Source organism: Microvirga arabica (assembly GCF_016811235.1).
GTDB classification, from domain to species: Bacteria; Pseudomonadota; Alphaproteobacteria; order Rhizobiales; family Beijerinckiaceae; genus Microvirga; species Microvirga arabica.
In genome coordinates, this window is the sequence record NZ_JAFBID010000015.1 from 79,813 (window position 1) to 99,178 (window position 19,366).

A 19,366-nucleotide genomic window follows, 5' to 3' on the forward strand; every position below is an offset into this window, starting at 1 on the left:
GATGAACCCCGCCCTCACCATTCCTGCTTTCGGTCCCGTGCTGCCTGAGATCCTCATGGCGGCCGGCGCCCTCATCATGGTTCTGTTCGGCGCCATCCGTGGCGAGCGTCCCGGCTATGCGATGAATATCATCGCCCTGGCGCTTCTCGCCGTCACCTTCGTGGCTGTGCTGATGCTGCCGGGCGAGCGTGTCGAGACCATGGGCGGCTCCTTCGTGGTTGACGGCTTCGCCAAGTTCATGAAGGCTCTGACGCTCATCGCCTCGGCGGGCGGTGTCATCCTCTCGCTGGACTACATGCGCCGCGAGGGCATCAGCCGCTTCGAATACCCGATCCTGATCGTGCTCTCGACCATCGGCATGATGATGGTGATCTCCGCCAACGATCTGATCGCCCTCTATATCGGTCTCGAACTGCTGAGCCTGTCCTCCTACGTCATCGCCGCCTTCGACCGCGACAACGTCCGCTCGACCGAGGCCGGCCTGAAGTATTTCGTGCTCGGCTCGCTCTCGTCCGGCATGCTGCTCTACGGCTCGTCCCTGGTCTACGGCTTCTCCGGCAGCATCTCCTTCCCGGCCATCGCCACGATCCTTCAGGGTAATGTGGGCATCGGAGCCATCGTCGGCCTCGTGTTCGTCGCAGCCGGCATCGCCTTCAAGATCTCCGCCGTGCCGTTCCACATGTGGACGCCGGATGTCTATGAGGGCTCGCCCACGCCGGTGACGGCCTTCTTCGCCGCCGCGCCCAAGATGGCCGGCATGGCGATGGCCACCCGCGTGTTCATCGATGCCTTCCCGGGCATCCTGATCCAGTGGCAGCAGATCATCGTCTTCATCTCGATTGCCTCCATGGCACTCGGCTCCTTCGCGGCGATCGGTCAGCGCAACATCAAGCGCCTGATGGCCTATTCCTCCATCGGCAACGTCGGCTATGCGCTGATCGGTCTTGCCGCCGGCACGGCCGAGGGCATCCAGGGCGTCATCGTCTACATGGCGATTTACTTGGCCATGACGCTCGGCACCTTCGCGGTGATCCTCGGCATGCGCCGCGGCAACGTGATGTACGAGACCGTGGACGACCTCTCCGGGATGGCGCGCACCCATCCGGTGCTCGCCTTCTGCCTCGGCATGATGATGTTCTCGCTTGCAGGCATTCCGCCGCTTGCCGGCTTCTTCGCCAAGTTCGCAGTGTTCAACGCCGCCATCGAGGCCGATCTGGTGGCTCTCGCCATCATCGGCGTGGTGACGAGCGTCATCGGCGCCTATTACTACCTGCGCATCGTGAAGGTGATGTACTTCGACGAGCCGGCCGAGCGTTACGATGCCATGCCGGCGGGCGTGAAGTTCGTCCTCGCCCTGTGCAGCATCTTCGTCGTCCTCTTCGGCATCGTTCCGGCGCCACTGATGGCGGCTGCGCGCGCTGCCGCGAGCTCCCTGTTCTGATCGTGCACCTGTCGCCCGAGACCGAGTCCGCCGGATACAGGCTGCTCTCCCTTGAGGCGACAGGCTCCACGAACGACGATGCCCTCCAGGCAGCCAAGTCCGGCGATCCGGGTCAGCTCTGGATCACCGCCGCCGAGCAACTGGCGGGCAGGGGACGGCACGGCCGGCAATGGTCGTCGCCTCAAGGCAACCTCTATGCCAGCCTTCTGCTGATCGATCCCTGTGACGTAGCCTCTGCGCCGCAGCTCGGTTTCGTGGCCGGGCTGGCCCTGCACGAGGCGGTCGAGGCCGTCACCGGCCTCGGTGCTCCCCGGCTCGCCCTCAAATGGCCGAACGATCTTCTGCTTGACGGGGCCAAGGTTTCGGGTCTTTTGCTCGAAGGGCACAGGCTTCGGCCCGAGGGGCCGCTCGCCATCGTGATCGGCTTCGGGGTGAACGTGTCATTCGCTCCCTCCGGTACGCCGTATCCGGCGGCAAGCCTGCAACAGGTAAAGCCCAACCTGAACCGGGATCAGGTGTTCCTTGCCCTGTCTTCCGCCTTCGCCAGTGCGTTCGCGGCGTGGCGGGCATCATTCCGCATGAACATGTCCGATCCGTTCGGCGCCATTCGCAAGCTCTGGCTCGAGCGGGCCGCCGGCGTCGGGCAGGAGGTCACCCTCCGGCTGCCCTCAGGCGAAAAGCGAGGCGTCTTCGAAGGCCTCGATCGCTTCGGGCGCCTGCAACTCAAGGGCGCCGCCGGCGTGGAACTCATCGACGCGGGCGACCTTTATTTTCCCAATTTGCTGCACGATATAGCTAAGCCGGGCGCCGGCACGAAAAGGTCTCAAGTTTAATGGCATCCCACCAGGACGAATTGGTTTTCCTCCCCCTTGGCGGTCTCGGCGAGATCGGCATGAACGCTGCCCTTTACGGTTTTGGGCCGGAGGACGACCGGCAGTGGATTCTTGTCGATTGCGGCATGGGGTTCGGCGGTGAGGAGAACCTGCCTGGCATCGACGTCGTCTATCCGGATCTGCGCTTCATCGAGGAGGAGCGCCACAACCTTCTGGGCATCTTCATCACCCACGCCCACGAGGACCATATCGGCGCCCTCGTCGAGATGTGGCCTCGCTTGAACGCGCCCGTCTATGCGACGAAGTTCGCCATCGGCCTTCTGGAAACACGCCGCCTGTCGGAAGCTAACGCCCCGAAGGTCGACCTCAACGAGATCGTGCCGGGTCAGCGCCTGAAGCTCGGGCCGTTCGACATCGAGTATGTGCCCGTTGCCCACTCGATCCCGGAGTCGAACGCGCTGGCGATCCGGACGCCGCACGGCCTCGTGGTGCATACCGGCGACTGGAAACTCGACGACACACCCTATCTCGGCAGCCTGACCTCGGAGGAGACCTTCCGCGCCCTCGGCGACGAGGGCGTGCTCGCCCTCGTGTGCGATTCCACCAACGTGGTGCGCGAAGGAACCAGCCCCAGCGAGGCCGATGTCTCGAAGAACCTGGCGGCCTTGATCAAGGATGCGCCGCACCGGGTTGCGGTCACGACCTTCGCGTCCAATGTCGCCCGCATCCGCTCCGTGGCCGAAGCCGCCCGCGAGTGCGGCCGCGAAGTGATCGTGGTCGGCCGAGCCATGGACCGGGTGGTCGATGTGGCGAAGGAGTGCGGCTACCTCGAAGACCTGCCCGAGTTCCGCTCGGCGGATAACTTCGGCTACATGCCGCGCGACAAGGTCGTGGCCATTCTCACAGGCTCTCAGGGCGAGCCGCGCGCGGCTCTTGCGCGTATTGCCCAGGACGAGCATCCGGACATAGCGCTCTCCGCCGGCGACCGGGTGATTTTCTCCTCCCGGGCTATCCCAGGCAACGAGAAGGCGGTCGGCTCCATCATCAACAGCCTGATCGAGCAGGGCATCGAGATCATCACGGACCGGACCGAACTCGTCCATGTCTCCGGCCATCCGCGCCGGGGCGAACTCGCCCAGATGTATCAATGGACTCGTCCCCGCATCGCCATCCCAGCCCATGGCGAGCCGCTCCACCTGAGCGAGCACGCGAAGTTCGCCCGCCAGCAGGGCGTGCAGGAAGTGGTTCGCGCGAAGAACGGGAGCCTGGTGCGCCTCGCGCCCGGTCCCGCCGAGATCGTCGACACCATTCCGGCCGGTCGCCTCTATCGCGATGGAAACATCGTGATCGGAGCCGGGGACCGTGCGCTCCCGGAGCGCCGCAAGCTCGCCTTCGCCGGCATCGTGACGGTTGCGATCGCCATCGACGACCGGGGCGAACTCGTGGGCGATCCGGTGATCGACGCCATGGGCCTTCCGGATAAGAACCGCCAGGGTCGCGACCTGACCGACATCATCGCCGATACGGTTGCGGATCTGCTCGATGGGCTGCCGAAAGCCAAGCGCCGGGACCCGGAGGCGGTCGAGAACGCCGTCCACCGGGCCGTCCGCGCGGCGGTCAACCAGGAATGGGGCAAGAAGCCCGCCTGCCATGTTCTCGTGATCGAGGCATAGGGCAGCAGAGCTTTCGAGGGGACCAGAATGATCGGACGTCTTAACCACGTTGCCATCGCGGTGCGCGATATCACGGCGGCTTCCGAGGTCTATCGCAATACCTTGGGGGCCCATGTCTCCGCGCCTGAGCCGCTCGAGGAGCATGGCGTGACCGTCGTCTTCATCACGCTGCCCAACACCAAGATCGAGCTGCTGGAGCCCTTGGGCGCTGATTCACCCATCGCCCGGTTCCTGGAGAAGAATCCGGACGGCGGCATGCACCACATCTGCTACGAGGTCGAGGATATTGCCGCCGCGCGGGACCAGCTTGTGAATTCTGGGGCCAGGGTGCTCGGAACCGGAGAACCGAAGATCGGAGCGCACGGGAAACCCGTGCTTTTCCTGCACCCGAAAGATTTCAATGGTACTCTCATCGAGCTTGAGCAAGCCTGAGGACAAGCTGTTGATAAATGTTGTAAAAGCCCTCTCCGGCTCGTTCTGGTCCACCCTGGCCGTGGTGGTGGTCGTCTCCGCGATTGCCGTAGCCGTCGCGGTCAATGGCTTCGACCTGAAGGTGAGCGGCGGCTTGGCCCTCTATTTCGTGATCTGGTGGATTCTGCTGTTTGCCGTTCTGCCCTTCGGCGTCCGCAGTCAGGCGGAGACCGGTGAGGTGATCCGGGGCAGCGAGCCGGGGGCGCCTGCGCTTCCCGCCCTGCGCGAGAAGGCGATCTGGACCACACTTGTCGCTTCGGTGGTGCTGGTGATCGTCGCGGCGGTCTTCCCTCTGGCAGGGCTCTAAAAAGCCTTCGCAGGGAGCCCAAAAGAAAAAGCAAGGCTTTCGCCTTGCCTGAACTGCCTTTTGGCAATTTTTACCCCTGGCTTTCTTAGGCCAGCGCCTGTCTGGCGCTTAAGGGTCTTGTTCCTCCCGAAACTCGGACCGCAGCCTCTGACCTTTAAAGGTCTAAAGACGTTAGGACTTTGTTTATAGTCACCTTCCCTTGGGGTGTCACCTTTCTTGGGCTGCCGATGGTGCAAAATTCGGCATTTCAGGTATTCATCTTTGGTCTAATTTATCGCGCCGTTGGCCCTGCGAACCGATGACAGCTTGTCTTTTGCCCAGGGCCTGTGTTGTGTGCGAGAAACGAGTCGTTACTCAGCTTCCGTTCAGATCGAGACCTTAAAAGGCGTCCCATGCGTTTGAGCCGCTACTTCCTCCCCATTCTCCGCGAGACGCCCAAGGAGGCGGAGATCGTCTCCCACCGCCTAATGCTGCGCGCGGGCATGATCCGCCAGGAATCGGCTGGTATCTATGCATGGTTGCCGCTGGGGTTGCGGGTTCTGAACAAGATCAACGCCATCGTCCGCGAGGAGCAGAACCGCTCCGGCGCCGTCGAGCTTCTCATGCCCACGATCCAGTCGGCGGATCTCTGGCGCGAGTCGGGGCGCTATGACGCCTACGGCAAGGAGATGCTGCGCATCCAGGACCGCCACGAGCGCGAGATGCTGTTCGGCCCCACCAACGAGGAGATGATCACGGAGATCTTCCGGGGCTATGTGCGCTCCTACAAGGATCTGCCGCTGAACCTTTATCACATCCAGTGGAAGTTCCGGGACGAGGTGCGACCGCGCTTCGGCGTCATGCGCTCGCGCGAGTTCCTGATGAAGGACGCCTACTCCTTCGATCTCGATCAGGCCGGCGCCGTCCATTCCTACAACAAGATGTTCGTGGCGTACCTGCGCACCTTCGCCCGGATGGGCCTGAAGGCCATCCCGATGCGGGCGGATACGGGGCCCATCGGCGGAAACCTGAGCCACGAGTTCATCATCCTCGCCTCGACCGGCGAGAGCGAGGTGTTCTGCCACGCGGATTACTTGAACTTCGACATCCCGGCCGAGAATACCGATTTCGACGACATATCCGGCCTTCAGAGCACCGTCGACAAGTGGACATCGCTCTATGCCGCGACCTCCGAGATGCATGATGCGGGCGCCTTCGATGCGGTGCCGGCCGACAAGAAGATGTCCGCGCGCGGCATCGAGGTCGGTCACATCTTCTATTTCGGCACCAAGTATTCCGAGCCTATGGGCGCTAAGGTCATGGGACCGGACGGGCAGGAGAGGCCGGTCCATATGGGCTCTTACGGCATCGGCCCGAGCCGGCTCATCGCCGCCATCATCGAGGCGAGCCATGACGAGAACGGCATCATCTGGCCGGAAGGCGTGGCGCCCTTCGACGTGGCGATCCTCAACCTGAAGGCGGGCGATTCTGCCACGGATAGTGCCTGCGAGCAGCTCTATCGCGAGCTCTCCGCCGCCGGCCGCGACGTTCTCTACGACGATCGCGACGAGCGTCCGGGCGGGAAATTCGCCACCGCCGACCTCATTGGCGTGCCGTGGCAGGTGGTGATCGGGCCGAAAGGCCTTGCCGAGGGCAAGGTTGAACTGAAGCGCCGCGCCACGGGCGAGCGCGAGACACTGTCCCTTGAGGACGTGGCCGCGCGGCTGAGCGGCCATAAATAAGCTCCATGGCCAAGGCACCGGACACCAAAGCGGCACCTGCAGGGACGAGACCTTTCTCTCTGTTCGAGTGGATGCTCGCCGGGCGCTATCTGCGCACGCGGCGGCGGGAAGGCTTCGTCTCGGTCATCGCCGGCTTCTCGTTTCTCGGGATCATGCTCGGTGTCGCCACGCTGATCGTGGTGCTCTCGGTCATGAACGGTTTCCGCAAGGAGCTGCTCGACAAGATCGTCGGCATCAACGGCCATATCTTCGTGGCGCCTATAGAGAGCCCGCTCACCGACTATCCGGAGGTGGCTGCGCGCATCGCCGCCGTTCCCGGCGTCAGACGCGCCATTCCGCTGGTGGAAGGTCAGGCCTTCGGCTCCTCGCAATATAACGGCAGCGGCGTTCTCGTGCGCGGCATCCGCCCCGAGGACCTGCAGAAGATCCAGCATATCTCCGGCAATATCCGCCAGGGCACGCTCGATGATTTCGATGAAGGCGAGGGAGTGGCGATCGGCCGACGCCTCGCCGATGCCCTGTCGCTCCAGGCCGGCGATACGTTTACGCTGATCACGCCCCGTGGCGCCTCCACGCCCTTCGGCACCGCGCCGCGGGTGAAGGGCTATCCGGTCAAGGCGATTTTTGAGATCGGCATGTCGGAGTTCGACTCCACCTTCGTGTTCATGCCGCTCACGGAAGCGCAGAACTACTTCAACCGTCAGGGCGACGTGCAGCTGATCGAGGTCTATCTCGACAATGCCGACCGGGTGGACGAGGCGCGCGCAGCCATCGACGAGGCAGCGGGGCGGCCGATCCTGATGACCGACTGGCGCCAGCGCAACCGCACCTTCTTCGGCGCCCTGGAGGTCGAGCGCAACGTGATGTTCCTCATCCTCACCCTCATTGTGCTGGTGGCGGCGCTCAACATCATCTCGGGCCTCATTATGCTCGTGAAGGACAAGTCGGAGGACATCGCGATCCTGCGCACCATGGGGGCGACACGCGGCGCCATCATGCGCGTGTTCCTCATCACAGGCGCATCCATCGGCATCGTCGGGACCATTGCGGGCTTCGGCCTCGGCCTTTTGCTCGCGCTCAATGTCGAGACCATCCGCGATGTCATCTCACGGCTCACGAGCACCAATCTCTTTCCGGCCGAACTCTACTTCCTGAGCCGCCTTCCGGCCGATGTGAATCCCACCGAGGTGGCGACCATTCTCATCATGGCGATGGTGCTCTCGCTGCTCGCGACCCTCTATCCCTCCTGGCGGGCCGCGAAGCTCGATCCCGTCGAGGCGTTGCGTTACGGATAAATATGTCGCCAGCCCAGTCCCAGCCCGCCCTGTACCTGTCGAAAGTCGAGCGTCGCTACCCGCAGGGCGACAGCTTCCTCGAAGTGCTGCGCGGGGCAGACCTTGCGATCTGGCCAGGCGAGATCGTGGCGCTGGTGGCGCCCTCCGGCACCGGCAAGTCGACCCTGCTTCATGTGGCCGGCCTGCTGGAAAAGCCGGACGGCGGCGAGGTCTTTGTCGGCTCGAAGCAGACAGCCGCCATGAACGACCAGGACCGCACCCGCGTCAGGCGTGAGGAACTCGGTTTCGTCTACCAGTTTCACCACCTCCTGCCGGAGTTCTCCGCCCTGGAGAACGTGGTGATCCCGCAGCTCATCCGCGGCCTGCCGAAGGCGGAGGCCGAAGATCGCGCAAAGCAGCTCCTGACCTTCCTGGGGTTAGGCAAGCGCCTCGATCACCGCCCTGGCGAGCTCTCCGGCGGCGAGCAGCAGCGCGTCGCCATCGCCCGCGCGGTGGCCAACGCGCCACGCCTGTTGCTGGCCGACGAACCTACCGGCAACCTCGATCCGCACACCGCCGACCGGGTCTTCCAGACCCTCGTCGCCATCGTCCGCGCCTCGAAGCTCGCGGCATTGATTGCTACTCACAACATGGATCTGGCTGCCCGCATGGACCGGCGGGTGACGATACGCGATGGGTTGATCGTGCAATTGCCCTGATTCAGGTCGCCAGCCAGATCGCGACTTCGGCGCCCCGCAGCGTCGAAGCTCTTGGGCGCCTGCGCACCATCCTCAACGGCTTCGAGCGCTGCCGCACCGGCGGCGAAATCCTCGAAGCCGTTGAGCGGGCCCTCGCCCGCGATCCCGCCACGATCCCCATGCCGGAGCGCAGCCGCGGCCGCAACAACACCGGCTCCGTGGTCGACCTCCTGAAGGTGCTGCTGAAAGCCGTGGCCGAGCAGGAGGGCGTGGCGCCCAAGATCATCGCCACCGTGGAAGAGCTGGAAGCTATCGCCGACAGCGACAACGCCGACGTCCCCTCGCTCCACGGCTGGCGCCGCAAGCTCTTCGGCGAGAAGGCGCTGGCGCTCAAGAACGGCCAGCTCGGGCTGGTGCTGGAGCGCGGACGGGTGAAGCTCAGGGAGATTGCGGGGGCTTAGGCTTGTTTCGGTAATGATTGAACGGACTTATATGAGCCATCATGGTTGAGCTGAAAGTTCACTCCTTATAGGTCGATTGCCCTATCCACTTGAGGATCAAATTCATCGCACGTGCTGCAATTGTTTCAAATACCTGCAGCTTAGATATGTCTTAGTCGTGCTTATGAGTTATTAGAATCGATTAGTGTAGCTTAGTTTGCCCTGAAAAACTTGTGGTTGTGATTTGCCTTAAGTAAACTCGACTATTGGTATAATATCGGCATGTGCTGATACGCACAGTACGATCCGAGAGATCCAACAAACCTTTCATATGACGGCTTCCCCTCCTCGTTCGGAGGGTGCGACTGCCTCCTCATGTCTCATACATCAATGAAACGGCCGAAGGCCTTGGACAGAGGAGATGCGCTCATGATGACGACGCTTGAACGGGAGATGGAAGACCTTGAGCGCCGCATGGCCAACGAAGGCTACCAAGCAGGGATAAGAGTAACCTATGGCGGTGCTGTACAAGGTACCGGCGCTGGAGGTGTCTATGGCGTAGGGCCGACCACGGTGCATGAGGACGGCCGGGTGACTACCGGCAATACCGGCCTTAACTGGATTGAGGATGATGGCACCATCATCAGCATCGCGAATGGAGTGAAATACATCACCACTCGCTCCGAATGGATGGACGAGAACGGCACCAAGGTCGTCAACCTTCACATCACCGATGGCATCTTCACGCAAATCACGGAAATCAGGATCGCTGCCAATGGTGCGAAGGAAGAAACATCTCTCTTCAATAATGGCCAGGGCTACACCACGCACTCCACGCGGACCTTCTACCCTCCGGAACCCGGACATGACCCAGCTGATGCTCGGCTGGCGCGAGTGACTTACCGTCAGCAACAAGTTGACGGAGATGGCAATGTGGCGAACCTTTATCTGCAAAGCAGAGAGTACAATCAAGCTGGGGTGCTCGTAAGAGATCTAATAAGCAATGAATATGGAACTCACGACACGCGGTTTCTTGGTGGTGGGGTCAGTGAAACCCGTGTGATAAGGCCAGATGGAGTCACTGAGTATATTTATCATGACAACGCTCCTGGCCAGGATGATGCATGGACGAGTTACTACCACTACAAACACATCATACGTCCCGATGGCTCCAGGGATACTTATCAGGAAACCGCCTCCAAACTTGAGAGCGGCGACGGGGTAAGAATCTTAGAGTCCGTCCCGTAATCATGAGTGTCGTCCCAAGCGGCGGACGAGGAGCATGACGGAAGCGGCGTAGAGGAACGCGCGGGCTGACGTGAGCGTCGCCTCCGGATCCTTCCAAAGCCGCCGGTTTCGGCTAATCCACGCGAAGAACCTTTCAACAACCCAGCGGCGTGGGTGCACCGCAAAGCCGACCTGATCGGGCGGCTTCCTGACGATCTCGATGCGGATCGAAGTGGCCTGGGCCGGGGTCTCGCCGGCATAGCCGCTGTCGGCAAACGCCGTGGCGATGAACGGGAATGCGCGCCGCGACAGGCGCAGGACCACACAGGCCCCATCCCGGTCCTGAACGTCCGCCGGCTGCGGCTCCAGGATCAGACCACGTCCGTCGGTGTCGACCAGCACCTGGCGCTTGCGGCCTTTGACCTTCTTGCCCGCATCATAGCCGCGCGGCCCGCCGCTCTCGGTGGTCTTCACACTTTGGCTGTCGAGCACGGCGGCGGTGGGGGAGGCCTCCCGCCCGACCCGCTCGCGATCAGCCATGACCAGCAGGTGGTTGATGGTCTCGAACACACCGGTGTCCCGCCACAGGCTGAACCAGCGCAAGACCGTGCTCTTGGGCGGCAGATCAGAGGGCAAAAGCCGCCAGGCAATGCCGCCGCGCAGGACATAGAAGATCGCGTTCAGGATCTCCCGGGTGGACCAGCGGCGCGGGCGTCCCCGGGCGTGCGGCTCGGGCAGGAGCGGCGCGATCAGCGCCCATTCGGCATCGGTCAAATCGGTTTCGTAACGCAAGCCGCCGCGGCTATACTGCCGCCGGGTGGTCGGGGTCCACATTGCGGTTCCAGGTCAGGCTTCAGCACCCTCCTGGAATCATAGCGGCCTCGGCCACTCAACCCTTTTCGGGACGGGCTCTCAGCCCGGCATTGGGTTGTCAACATGCGCCCGCGCTGGCTTGTTAATCAGGCTCAACCCCTCGCCCGCCCTCGTTCGGAAGCGTAAAGGGGAATCCGGCGCTGTCACGTACCGGCTTCCGGGAACTGTCGCCCTAATCTCAGTTAATAAAGGCAGTGGACGAAAGACGCCCTCCCCTCGACGCAGACCTACTGAGTGGTAGGTTGAAGATCTTGGATGAGGACAATAATGCTAAGAGCACTAACTGCATGCACACTCGCGCTCATGCTCGCTGGGTGCGTATCGCCTCAACAAATGGCCGCACAGCAGTCTGCTAGCGACGACGCAGATTGCCGCCAGATGGGCGCACGGCTTGGAACAGACATCTACGTCCAGTGCCGCATGTTCAAACAGCAGCAGAGAACCCAGAAGGAACAAGCTGACGCGGCAGCCTCTGATGCTCTTTTGGCCTATGGCTCTCAAATGATGGCTGGTCCTCAGACGACTACTCTTCAGGCCAATTGTACCTCAACGCGCATGGGCTTTCAGACAGTCACGAGCTGCTATTGAGCAGCAAGGCCAAGGACTGTTGACCTTGCAAAGAAAGAGCGCCCATTCTGCTGGCGCTCTAGGTGGGCCGCCTTCGCGACCATCAGGGAGAACGACCGTGCCAACGAGGCACAAGAACGAGGCTGCGCCCGAAAGGTAAACGCATCCCTAACGAAACCGCTAACGGTGTGCTTATCCGTTGGTCCCGCCTGCCCCATGAGCCCTGGCGTACAGCTCAGCCACATTGACCATTATCCTGACCTGTCTGCTACCACACTGTGAGCATCGCAACTTCAAGGCCATGTCGGGCACCGGCAGGTCAGCAGACCACCCCTTCAGCGGCACTTCAGCACCGTGGCCGCAGTTATGCGCCTCACAGTAGGCCATGACGGTTCTGTACCCATCGGCAAGGCTCTGCCCGACCGTAACCGGCAGGATCTCATTGCCGTCCACATCATAGGCGCGGCGGGGATTGCGGCCAGTCCTCACCTGCGCCTCTTGGGTGGCATGGGCAGGTACTTGAAGCTTAAGCCTTCTGCTGCAGCGCGGACAGCTTCGCGGCTCACGCCGAACTCACGAGCCAGTTTGCTGTATTCCCGCTCGCCAGCCGCATAGCGCAGCCGCGCCTCCAGCACCTGCTCTACTGTCAGTTTGGTTCTGCCCATCCTCGTGCCACGCCCGAAAGAACATAAAGCGAACATCTACTCAGATAAGCAGACGTGTCGAGGGAGGTTCCTCCCCTGCAAGCAAGCCTGTGGAGAATGGGGATAGCTGGTTATAGGGTGAACGGCCACCGAAGTGGTGAGAGCGTGGCTAGCTGGGGCGTGGCTTAAGCTCCCCCCTCTGGATCTGCCCCCGAATTCGGTTCGCCTCCGCTCGCGGCAAGCCTCGTGCGATGCAGGCTTCATCGACATAAACCGCCCAAGTGTGCTTGGACCGGTCCTCAAGTCTAACCGAGACATCCATAGGCGCGTCCCTCCGCAAGTGAGAGTGCTCAAAGACAACGCAACAAGGCAGCTCTAGTTGTCAGCGTGGAAACTAAAACGGAAGGCTTGAACCGCGGGCGGCAACGAAGAGAGCCGCTGATTTCTTAATCGAAATCTCTTGGCTGAAGCCGCCTTATCAAGCTGTCTTAACTTCTCAAAAACATCGGCCAGCATACTCTGAACTACTGACTAACCGCGGAGGTCCAATATGAAGAGGCAGGACCACCCACCGGCCTACGTGCTACGGATGAAGAGACAGTGGCGGGTCGTCGTTCCCCTTCGTGGGAAACTCACACCGAAGATTTGCGCTAAAGAGTTTCCATCCCGCTCGACGGCAGAGGCATGGCTACGCAGCGATGAGGCCGCGTGCGAGATTGAGGCCTATCGAAGCCGCTTAGCTCGTGCTTGTTAAGCATCTTAGCCATGAACCAGCAGACCGCATTCTGATTGCCTGACTGTCAGAGTCCAAGTCCGGCTCGTGCGGCAACATCTCGGCTTTCTGGCGATTGCTCTTGCGCAAACGGCGAACCCAATCTCTGGCACTGTAGCATTCCGGGCACAGCCAGAACCCAGCAAATCAGCCATATTAACCATGCCCATGGACAGAAGGCTTGTCCCTTCAGCGTGCGCCGGTCCTCTTTGTTGCGTCGGTCATTTACTTCAGCGGGCAAGCCCTTTGCTGGCCAGCTTCCGAAATATGCGATTTTGAAAACACTGTTCAACCAGAACAGGTTCAGTTCTCATCATGGGGCCAAGATGGATTACACAACCGAGTTAGTGGCTCAGGCCATTCACAAAGCCGACCACCAAGAACTCCCGTGGCATGGCCAGCCTGTGGCCCATAAGGAGCGCTACCGGGAGTATGCCCGCAATGCCATCAACCTGCTGGGCGAAGACATCGGGGTGCTTCTTCTCGCCTTGGAGGGTGCTACAGCAGGAACGCGGATGGGGCGTCCCAGAGCGGCAGCCTAAAGCTCTAGAAGTCTTGAACTCTCAACGACTCTGCCCTTGGTGGTTTCGGTAGCCTGAAGCTTCGCCTCCACCAAGCTCGTGACCTGAGAGGTCAGTCTGATTTTGCGCAGCGTGGTCGTGCCACGGCCGGTGCCGTTTGTGTCTTGGCTCTTTGGGCATTCGCGCCTTCAATTGACCCTCCAGCCAGTGCAGGTCCTCCTGGAGCATTTCAAGACGCCTCAGCAACTCGGCATCCGACAAGCTGTGGGCGGCCACGGGGCTGACTTCCTGCCCTCGCACAGCATTGGTGATGTTGCGTATTGTCTCCAGATAGGCTGGACCAATGCCTGGGGTTGCCAACCAATGCTTGTCCGAGACCTGGTCAATTTCTCTGAGATTAGGACGGCGCCCCTTAAACTCACGGAGAACCGCGTGCCTCACTTGGGGGGGGAGGGCTTCAAGAGGAAAGGGCTCATCTAAGTGCATGTGCCATCCTGCAAACTTGACCATGTGATTGGCTGATGCAGCGAGCAGAACAGGGCTAATCCAAGGCGGTTCATAAGCGTCTTTGTGTTTCCACCAAGTATGAACCCTCGGGATACCTATAATCCTTGGAAACGGCTGTGCCTCCCTCACCAACACTCGGGACAGATTGTTTTCCTCTGAAATCAAGAAGAATCCGCTAGAGTGTCGTTTGGTTCTTCAAGTCTCACGATAGATAGCCAAGGAAGCGATACGTTGCTCTGGTGTGTCCAGGCACACATCTTTCCTACGAGATAGGTGGATAGTCTTGGCTTACCTTCAGGGGGCTGAGCGATGAAAACGGTCCTTTCTTACTGCTCGGCAAGAATGTTCTGGAGGCGATTGCTGCCGATGGTCGCCATGAGCCCTCGTCCATCCCGAGGCGCAGTGAACGACAACGACCCTCAGCGCCGCATTGGGCTTAACGTCCAGCCCTCGAAACAAGAGGGAAGGACTCGCTCTCCCCATTTTAAGAGGATTGCTATTGGGCTGACCAAGGGCGCCGTTGCCGCGATAGTTCTAATTGCTGGCATCCTATCACTGCCGCTCGTTCGGAGCCTTGAGGTGCCGCCCACCACAAGCAGAGAGGCGTGGCCAGACGTTATCCGGGGCAGCCCAATCGCACCTGCCCTTCTAGAGTCACAAGAGGACGGGTGAGTTAGTCCACATCTGAGCTGCCCCTCCCGTTGCTAGTGAGATAGTGGTGGTTGGCTGGTTGAATGTCCCCGTGTTTACCCTCAGGATTTACAGCCGCTTCATCAACCGCGCCGCTGCCATGACGAGCTGTGTATCAAGCATCTCTTCAGCGGCATCGTACTTTGCTACCCACCGCTCATAAGTCGTCCAGCGCATCCCCTTGGGCTTAGGTGGAAGATCCCGCCCGTCTGAGGTCCTCGTCCTGAGCAATGCCGCTTCGACTCACGTTTCGTCTACTAAGCCGTTCAGTTGGTCAGCGTTCAGTCGGGAGCGGCCAAGGATCTCTAATAAAGCTTGGGAACCTCCTTTCCGGGCCGGTTCCGGAAGTCCCCGACAGCAGGCTATACGGAAGGGAGAAGGTTTCGGTGACATCCCGCCAATCGGATTGTGGGCGCAACGACAAGTTTTCGGTCAATTCCGAGAACGGAATCGTGACCGAGTTCTCTCCAGCTACATCTACTTGTTCGGGCAGGGATGGTTCGGCCGGCTCTGGAGGCGGCGGCATCACGGCGTCAGGAGACGCCGCGGAAACGGAAGGAGTCACAGGTTCTGGTGTCGGAGCTACTTCCATAGCGGGCGGAGCCGCAGGCAACCTTAGCGCAGTTGGTTCCAGAGGCGCCGAGACAGAGATCTCTACCGACTCAGACGCAAGTGGATGAGGTGGCGGCGGAAAAGCTGGTTCAGCCGGTTCCGAAGGTGGAGGCAGTGATGCTACTGTTGGGACGCTGGGCTCGGCAGGCTCGGATGGCGGCGGAAGCGCTGCAACTGAAGGCAGGTTGTGCCATGGCTCTCGTGGAGCCTGAGATGATTGGGACTGCGAGGCCTGAGCCTCTGGGTGCCGTGCCGCTGTGGCCCTAGAGCCCACCTGACGGGTACGAGCAGCCAAATGTTTCTTTGCATCTTCCGTAACGACTGCATTCCGCCCGCTCTCTCCGGTCATATTCAGGCGCCGGTCGGGCGCGGCTTCCGGCGCGGGGGATGGCGAAGCGATGTGAGCAGAGGGCACCACCCTCTGGGCGCAGGATGCTGTCATCCCGCTCAGTATGAGGGCCGCAAATACCCCGGGATTGCGCATATACCCGCAGCCTCCCCCAAATCTGCTCTAGGAGACTCATGCGGCCTCAAGAGTGTGCAGGGCTTTCAATGACGACCGATGTCATGCCTCAAAGGGAAGCCCTCGCGGAAGCCTACACGGCAACCGAGAGGGCATCACCTTATCGAACCTCAGGATTATATAGGAGAAGTAAAGCACCGCCGAAGCAAGACCTTCCCGTTACTGATCCCCACCATTCAAGTGTCCGTTTGAGTTGCCATTCGGCTTGGTCACAGAGGCGACAGTGGCGCGCAACCCAGCCTCAAGCTCTTTTGCTGCATCCGCGCCGCTCGTCTGCAAAGCGGGCCTGAAGGTAATTGGAGCGCGCGAGGCTTGAGAACCTACGACTCTGTCGGATCGCATGAAGCTTAAGGTCCCGTTGACTTTCAAGTGACGCCGTTCGATGACCTCACCGGTTTGGGTGTCGAGAATATGCCACCATTCAGAAGGCGTCTGGTTATCAACCAGAGAAACATAAGCCTCGAGAGCTGTTTCGTAATCTCCAGCAAGTCCATTTGCCCCCACGTTTTTTGACGTTTCTGTTCCTGCGAAAAGTAGAAACCTTTTCATGGTACATTCCCCTTGTGAGCCCCGCGGCAGGCAAATCGTTAACCATCGCATATAGGATAGACAAGCGCGTTTCTGTCGCTAACTCGAAGTGGGTAGTTGTTTTACTTGGCTCCATACCCAGCTATATTGTCAGGCTTTGGAGGTGTGAAGGTTGCAAATTTGCGATTTGCTAAAGCAAATCCTAAGGAATCCCTTCAGCCCCAGCAGTACTCCATTTGCTCGTAGGGCGAGAGGCCTCTCGAACCTCGCCCTAAGACCATCCTTGGCTCCTTATGCCTGTAGGGCACATACACCGCTCACGTGGAGGAGAGCGCTGAAGACCACTCAAGGTGGTACTCTCCCAATCCTGCCGTTCAAATTCGTTTCATCAACCGCGCCGTTGCCATGACGATTTGCGCATCGAGCATCTCCTCAGCCGCATCATATCGAGCCACCCACCGCTCGTAGGTCCCCACCACATACACTTTGGCTTGCGCGGCAGAGCTTGAGATCCAGTATCAACTTTCGCCCTTGTGCTTGAGCGCTCGGATTGCAGCAGCAAGCTCCCTTGATAGGAGACTTCTCGTCACCAGATAATCCGGGCCGAGAAGCATACTGTACCGCGTCCGGCTCTCCAGGTGCACCGCCTCGCACAACTCGGCGGCTCGCTCCAATGCATCGTTTTCAGCCTCACGAATGACAGAGGCAATCCTGGCGAAGCCCCTATCTGTTAACCTCCAAGAGGGCCCAGCCTCCTCGCCTTCAGCCAAGTCAATATACATGTGGATTGCGTCTCGGAGGCTCTCAGCGCGCTCTTGTGGTGTCATGTATGCCATACCCGAACTCCCAAGGCCTGCTGCCATCACGCCTGTGCTTCAGCACCGGCATGACGCTGCTCCCGATGTGGTTCTCGCAAGCCCTAACAGCTAGAGACAAGATCCTAGCGGCCTCTCTCAAAGCCGAGACATTTCATAGCACTGTCGGCACCATTGGGACGCACCAGACTTCAAGGGATTGGATTGGAAGGACCTTGAGCAATTACCATAAAAACCGTGGAGATGATGCCGCCGAGCAATAGGCTGCCGAACAGGGCTAAGCGAACTGGAACCCGATAGCTCATCCAGGCGAGACGAACGGCCTCCTTGTGCTCCTGTCGAGCAAACACCTCATCAGCATGGATGAAGCGCAGGAGCGTCTCGATGTCATCCAGCAGATTGAGCGTCTCCGGGGACGTTGCCTGCTTACGCCATTCTTGGCGCTCCGCTTTGCTGGTCTTGAGTCTGACCGATTTGGCCTCGATGCGCAGGGCTTCCCGGATCTCGGTGCGGATCGTATAGACGCCAAAGACCATAAGAAGCGGCACAAGGATGACAGCAATGACAATTGCCCAGTCTGCTGATGTCAGCTGAGGGAGGAGACCGTCCATGGAATCTCTTCCTCCAATGGGCCAGGACCTCAGAGTGGAGCACCGCTCGAAGGCTTTCTTGCGGCAGGTGACAGGATGAAGTTCCTTGCTCAGGCGCACGGCACCCTATTGATGACCCAGTGCCAAGTTACAGGGGCATGGGTCAGTTCAGGTCACTGATGCGGGTCTAAGTGACTGGTGAGCACAGCCAACCTTAGCGCCTTGATGCGCCGCAGTTCAGACTGCACTCACCTCGCCTTCGGAGACAGCATTCCTGTTGCGTTCGCCCTAGTCGGGCGTGGCTGTCATCAATCTGTCAATCGAATGGTCCTGTCCTTGCATACATCGAGCTCGGAAGGCTCTGACGTTGCTTCATCCTCAAAGACAGCTGCCACAACCACCATGCAGCCCGCCATCTTCGGCAACCTCAGAGTGGCTTGTGCTTTCGCGCCAAGCGGCTTTGCCAGCCGAACTGTTTGACCATTGGCCCCAATGGCAACATCAGTCGCGGGCACATCGCGTGAGTTTGTGATGACCACAGCCGAGACCGGTTTCGGCTTCGTAGGTGCAGCAATGGCGGCGGGAGCAGCGAGAAGAAGGCTTGTGGCAGTGAGAATGCGAACAATCATGACTATTCCTCTCTATTACTACAGGGATACGTCACTCGTGCCGAGGGGCATTCAATGCTCCTCTGTAAAATCGTAGCCTTATTGGTAGCTGACGGCGTCCCCAGCTTGGCCAAGGCACGCCGCCTTGTTGACAGAGCAGTCGCCAAAGAAAGAGCGCCAATTGCGTTTCACGCGCAAGGGAGGCCGCCTTTCACGGCCGGTTTTTAAGAGGAAACAACAACCGTGCCGTCTCGGCACATGAACAGGCTGCGCCTGAGGTATTAACAATTGCTTGCCGAGCGCCGAACCTATCGCACCCGAACACATCGAACAGGCCTTCCAGCTACAGCCGCTTCATCAGCCGCGCCGCCGCCAGGATGAGCTGTGTATCGAGCATCTCCTCCGCAGCATCGTACTTGGCCACCCACCGCTCGTAGGTCGCCCAGCGCATCCCCTTCGGCTTGGGCGGCAGGTCCCACTCATCCGGATCCTCACTTCCGAGGAGCGCCGCCTTCACTTTGGCCTTCGTTCGCCATGCCCGCCCAATCGGGTCAAGGAACTGCGAGGCATAAGCAGCCCTGCGGCCCCAAGCATGCCGGCTGGCAAAGAAGGCGGCTCCCAGCGGCCTGAAGAGCACCCGAACCAGCCGTCCTGTCCTTGGGCAGACGGCGTACCATTGCACGCCACCAAAGTGCTTCGGCTCCGAAACCAAGGAGAATGTCTGCTGCCGTCCCTGAAATGACAGCTCCAGCAGACCACCGTAATCCGACAGTTTCAGAACAGCCGTGATGCAATCGCCCGAGCCATAGGTGAGGACGCATTGAATGTGGCTTCCGGGCTTTCCTGCAGAAGACCGGTCTGCAACGAATCAATTTGATCCGCGTAAGACAACTTCGCACGCTTCTTATCTAAGGAGGCCCAAACCAGAACGCTGAGGAACGTGTTCCTGTGAACTAAGGCTTGTGGGGATTCATCGTGAATTGATGACGGCGGCGGCGAGATAGATCATTGCGGAGAAGCTTTGGTCGGTC

The 19,366-nt window shown here is 60.3% G+C and carries 17 protein-coding genes and 1 pseudogene; 11 read left to right on the forward strand and 7 right to left on the reverse strand.

The genetic code is table 11. The annotated features are described in order from the left end of the window. Position 1 precedes the first annotated feature (1 nt). From nuoN to JQC81_RS10520, 10 genes and pseudogenes are all read left to right on the forward strand, one after another. Positions 2-1,441 carry an NADH-quinone oxidoreductase subunit NuoN gene (gene nuoN / locus JQC81_RS10475; RefSeq protein ID WP_203271758.1) on the forward strand — a complete coding sequence of 480 codons (1,440 nt, stop codon included), beginning with the start codon at positions 2-4 and terminating at the stop codon, positions 1,439-1,441. A 2-nt stretch (positions 1,442-1,443) separates the two neighbouring features. Beyond that, positions 1,444-2,274 (forward strand): biotin--[acetyl-CoA-carboxylase] ligase, encoded by an 831-nt coding sequence (locus JQC81_RS10480; RefSeq protein WP_312887499.1) that lies wholly within the window; start codon positions 1,444-1,446, stop codon positions 2,272-2,274. Next, positions 2,274-3,947, forward strand: coding sequence for a ribonuclease J (locus JQC81_RS10485; RefSeq protein ID WP_203271759.1), 1,674 nt, complete (start codon positions 2,274-2,276; stop codon positions 3,945-3,947). Before JQC81_RS10480 ends, JQC81_RS10485 begins: the two co-directional genes overlap by 1 nt. Positions 3,948-3,974: 27 nt before the next feature. Further along, positions 3,975-4,379, forward strand: a complete 405-nt coding sequence (gene mce / locus JQC81_RS10490) for a methylmalonyl-CoA epimerase (protein ID WP_203271760.1) — start codon at positions 3,975-3,977, stop codon at positions 4,377-4,379. A 10-nt stretch (positions 4,380-4,389) separates the two neighbouring features. Next, a complete protein-coding gene (locus JQC81_RS10495; RefSeq protein ID WP_312887500.1) occupies positions 4,390-4,725 on the forward strand; it encodes a DUF1467 family protein in 336 nt (111 codons plus the stop codon). A 392-nt stretch (positions 4,726-5,117) separates the two neighbouring features. Then, positions 5,118-6,446 (forward strand): proline--tRNA ligase, encoded by a 1,329-nt coding sequence (gene proS, locus JQC81_RS10500; protein ID WP_203271762.1) that lies wholly within the window; start codon positions 5,118-5,120, stop codon positions 6,444-6,446. Positions 6,447-6,451: 5 nt separating this feature from the next. Next, a complete protein-coding gene (locus JQC81_RS10505; protein WP_203271763.1) occupies positions 6,452-7,741 on the forward strand; it encodes a lipoprotein-releasing ABC transporter permease subunit in 1,290 nt (429 codons plus the stop codon). Between the two features lie 2 nt (positions 7,742-7,743). After that, entirely contained in the window at positions 7,744-8,439 is a 696-nt protein-coding gene (locus JQC81_RS10510; RefSeq protein ID WP_203271764.1) for an ABC transporter ATP-binding protein, read from the forward strand. Positions 8,440-8,456: 17 nt separating this feature from the next. After that, positions 8,457-8,879, forward strand: a pseudogene (locus tag JQC81_RS10515) (ribonuclease D); the annotation flags it as partial. A 408-nt stretch (positions 8,880-9,287) separates the two neighbouring features. Next, a complete protein-coding gene (locus JQC81_RS10520; protein ID WP_203271765.1) occupies positions 9,288-10,106 on the forward strand; it encodes a hypothetical protein in 819 nt (272 codons plus the stop codon). On the opposite strand, the gene JQC81_RS10525 is transcribed toward JQC81_RS10520, so the two are convergent. Beyond that, the gene (locus tag JQC81_RS10525; RefSeq protein WP_203271766.1) at positions 10,107-10,919 is read right to left on the reverse strand and encodes an IS5 family transposase; all 813 of its coding nucleotides are present in this window, start codon (positions 10,917-10,919) and stop codon (positions 10,107-10,109) included. Positions 10,920-12,010: 1,091 nt separating this feature from the next. Beyond that, complete coding sequence (locus tag JQC81_RS10530; RefSeq protein ID WP_203271767.1) at positions 12,011-12,190, reverse strand: hypothetical protein; 180 nt, start codon at positions 12,188-12,190, stop codon at positions 12,011-12,013. Between the two features lie 1,077 nt (positions 12,191-13,267). Here JQC81_RS10530 and JQC81_RS10535 point away from each other — a divergent pair. Then, positions 13,268-13,483 carry a hypothetical protein gene (locus JQC81_RS10535; protein ID WP_203271768.1) on the forward strand — a complete coding sequence of 72 codons (216 nt, stop codon included), beginning with the start codon at positions 13,268-13,270 and terminating at the stop codon, positions 13,481-13,483. Positions 13,484-15,953: 2,470 nt separating this feature from the next. Here JQC81_RS10535 and JQC81_RS10540 read toward each other — a convergent pair. From JQC81_RS10540 to JQC81_RS10560, 5 genes are all read right to left on the reverse strand, one after another. Further along, on the reverse strand, positions 15,954-16,343 hold the full coding sequence (locus JQC81_RS10540) for a hypothetical protein (protein WP_203271769.1): 390 nt from the start codon (positions 16,341-16,343) through the stop codon (positions 15,954-15,956). Between the two features lie 497 nt (positions 16,344-16,840). Next, positions 16,841-17,158: a hypothetical protein gene (locus JQC81_RS10545; protein WP_203271770.1), complete on the reverse strand. Its 318-nt coding sequence runs from the start codon at positions 17,156-17,158 to the stop codon at positions 16,841-16,843. Between the two features lie 170 nt (positions 17,159-17,328). Beyond that, positions 17,329-17,748: a hypothetical protein gene (locus JQC81_RS10550; protein WP_203271771.1), complete on the reverse strand. Its 420-nt coding sequence runs from the start codon at positions 17,746-17,748 to the stop codon at positions 17,329-17,331. 287 nt (positions 17,749-18,035) lie between these two features. Next, the gene (locus JQC81_RS10555) at positions 18,036-18,356 is read right to left on the reverse strand and encodes a hypothetical protein (RefSeq protein WP_203271772.1); all 321 of its coding nucleotides are present in this window, start codon (positions 18,354-18,356) and stop codon (positions 18,036-18,038) included. A gap of 322 nt (positions 18,357-18,678) precedes the next feature. Next, the gene (locus tag JQC81_RS10560; protein WP_203271773.1) at positions 18,679-19,047 is read right to left on the reverse strand and encodes a hypothetical protein; all 369 of its coding nucleotides are present in this window, start codon (positions 19,045-19,047) and stop codon (positions 18,679-18,681) included. Positions 19,048-19,366 lie beyond the last annotated feature (319 nt).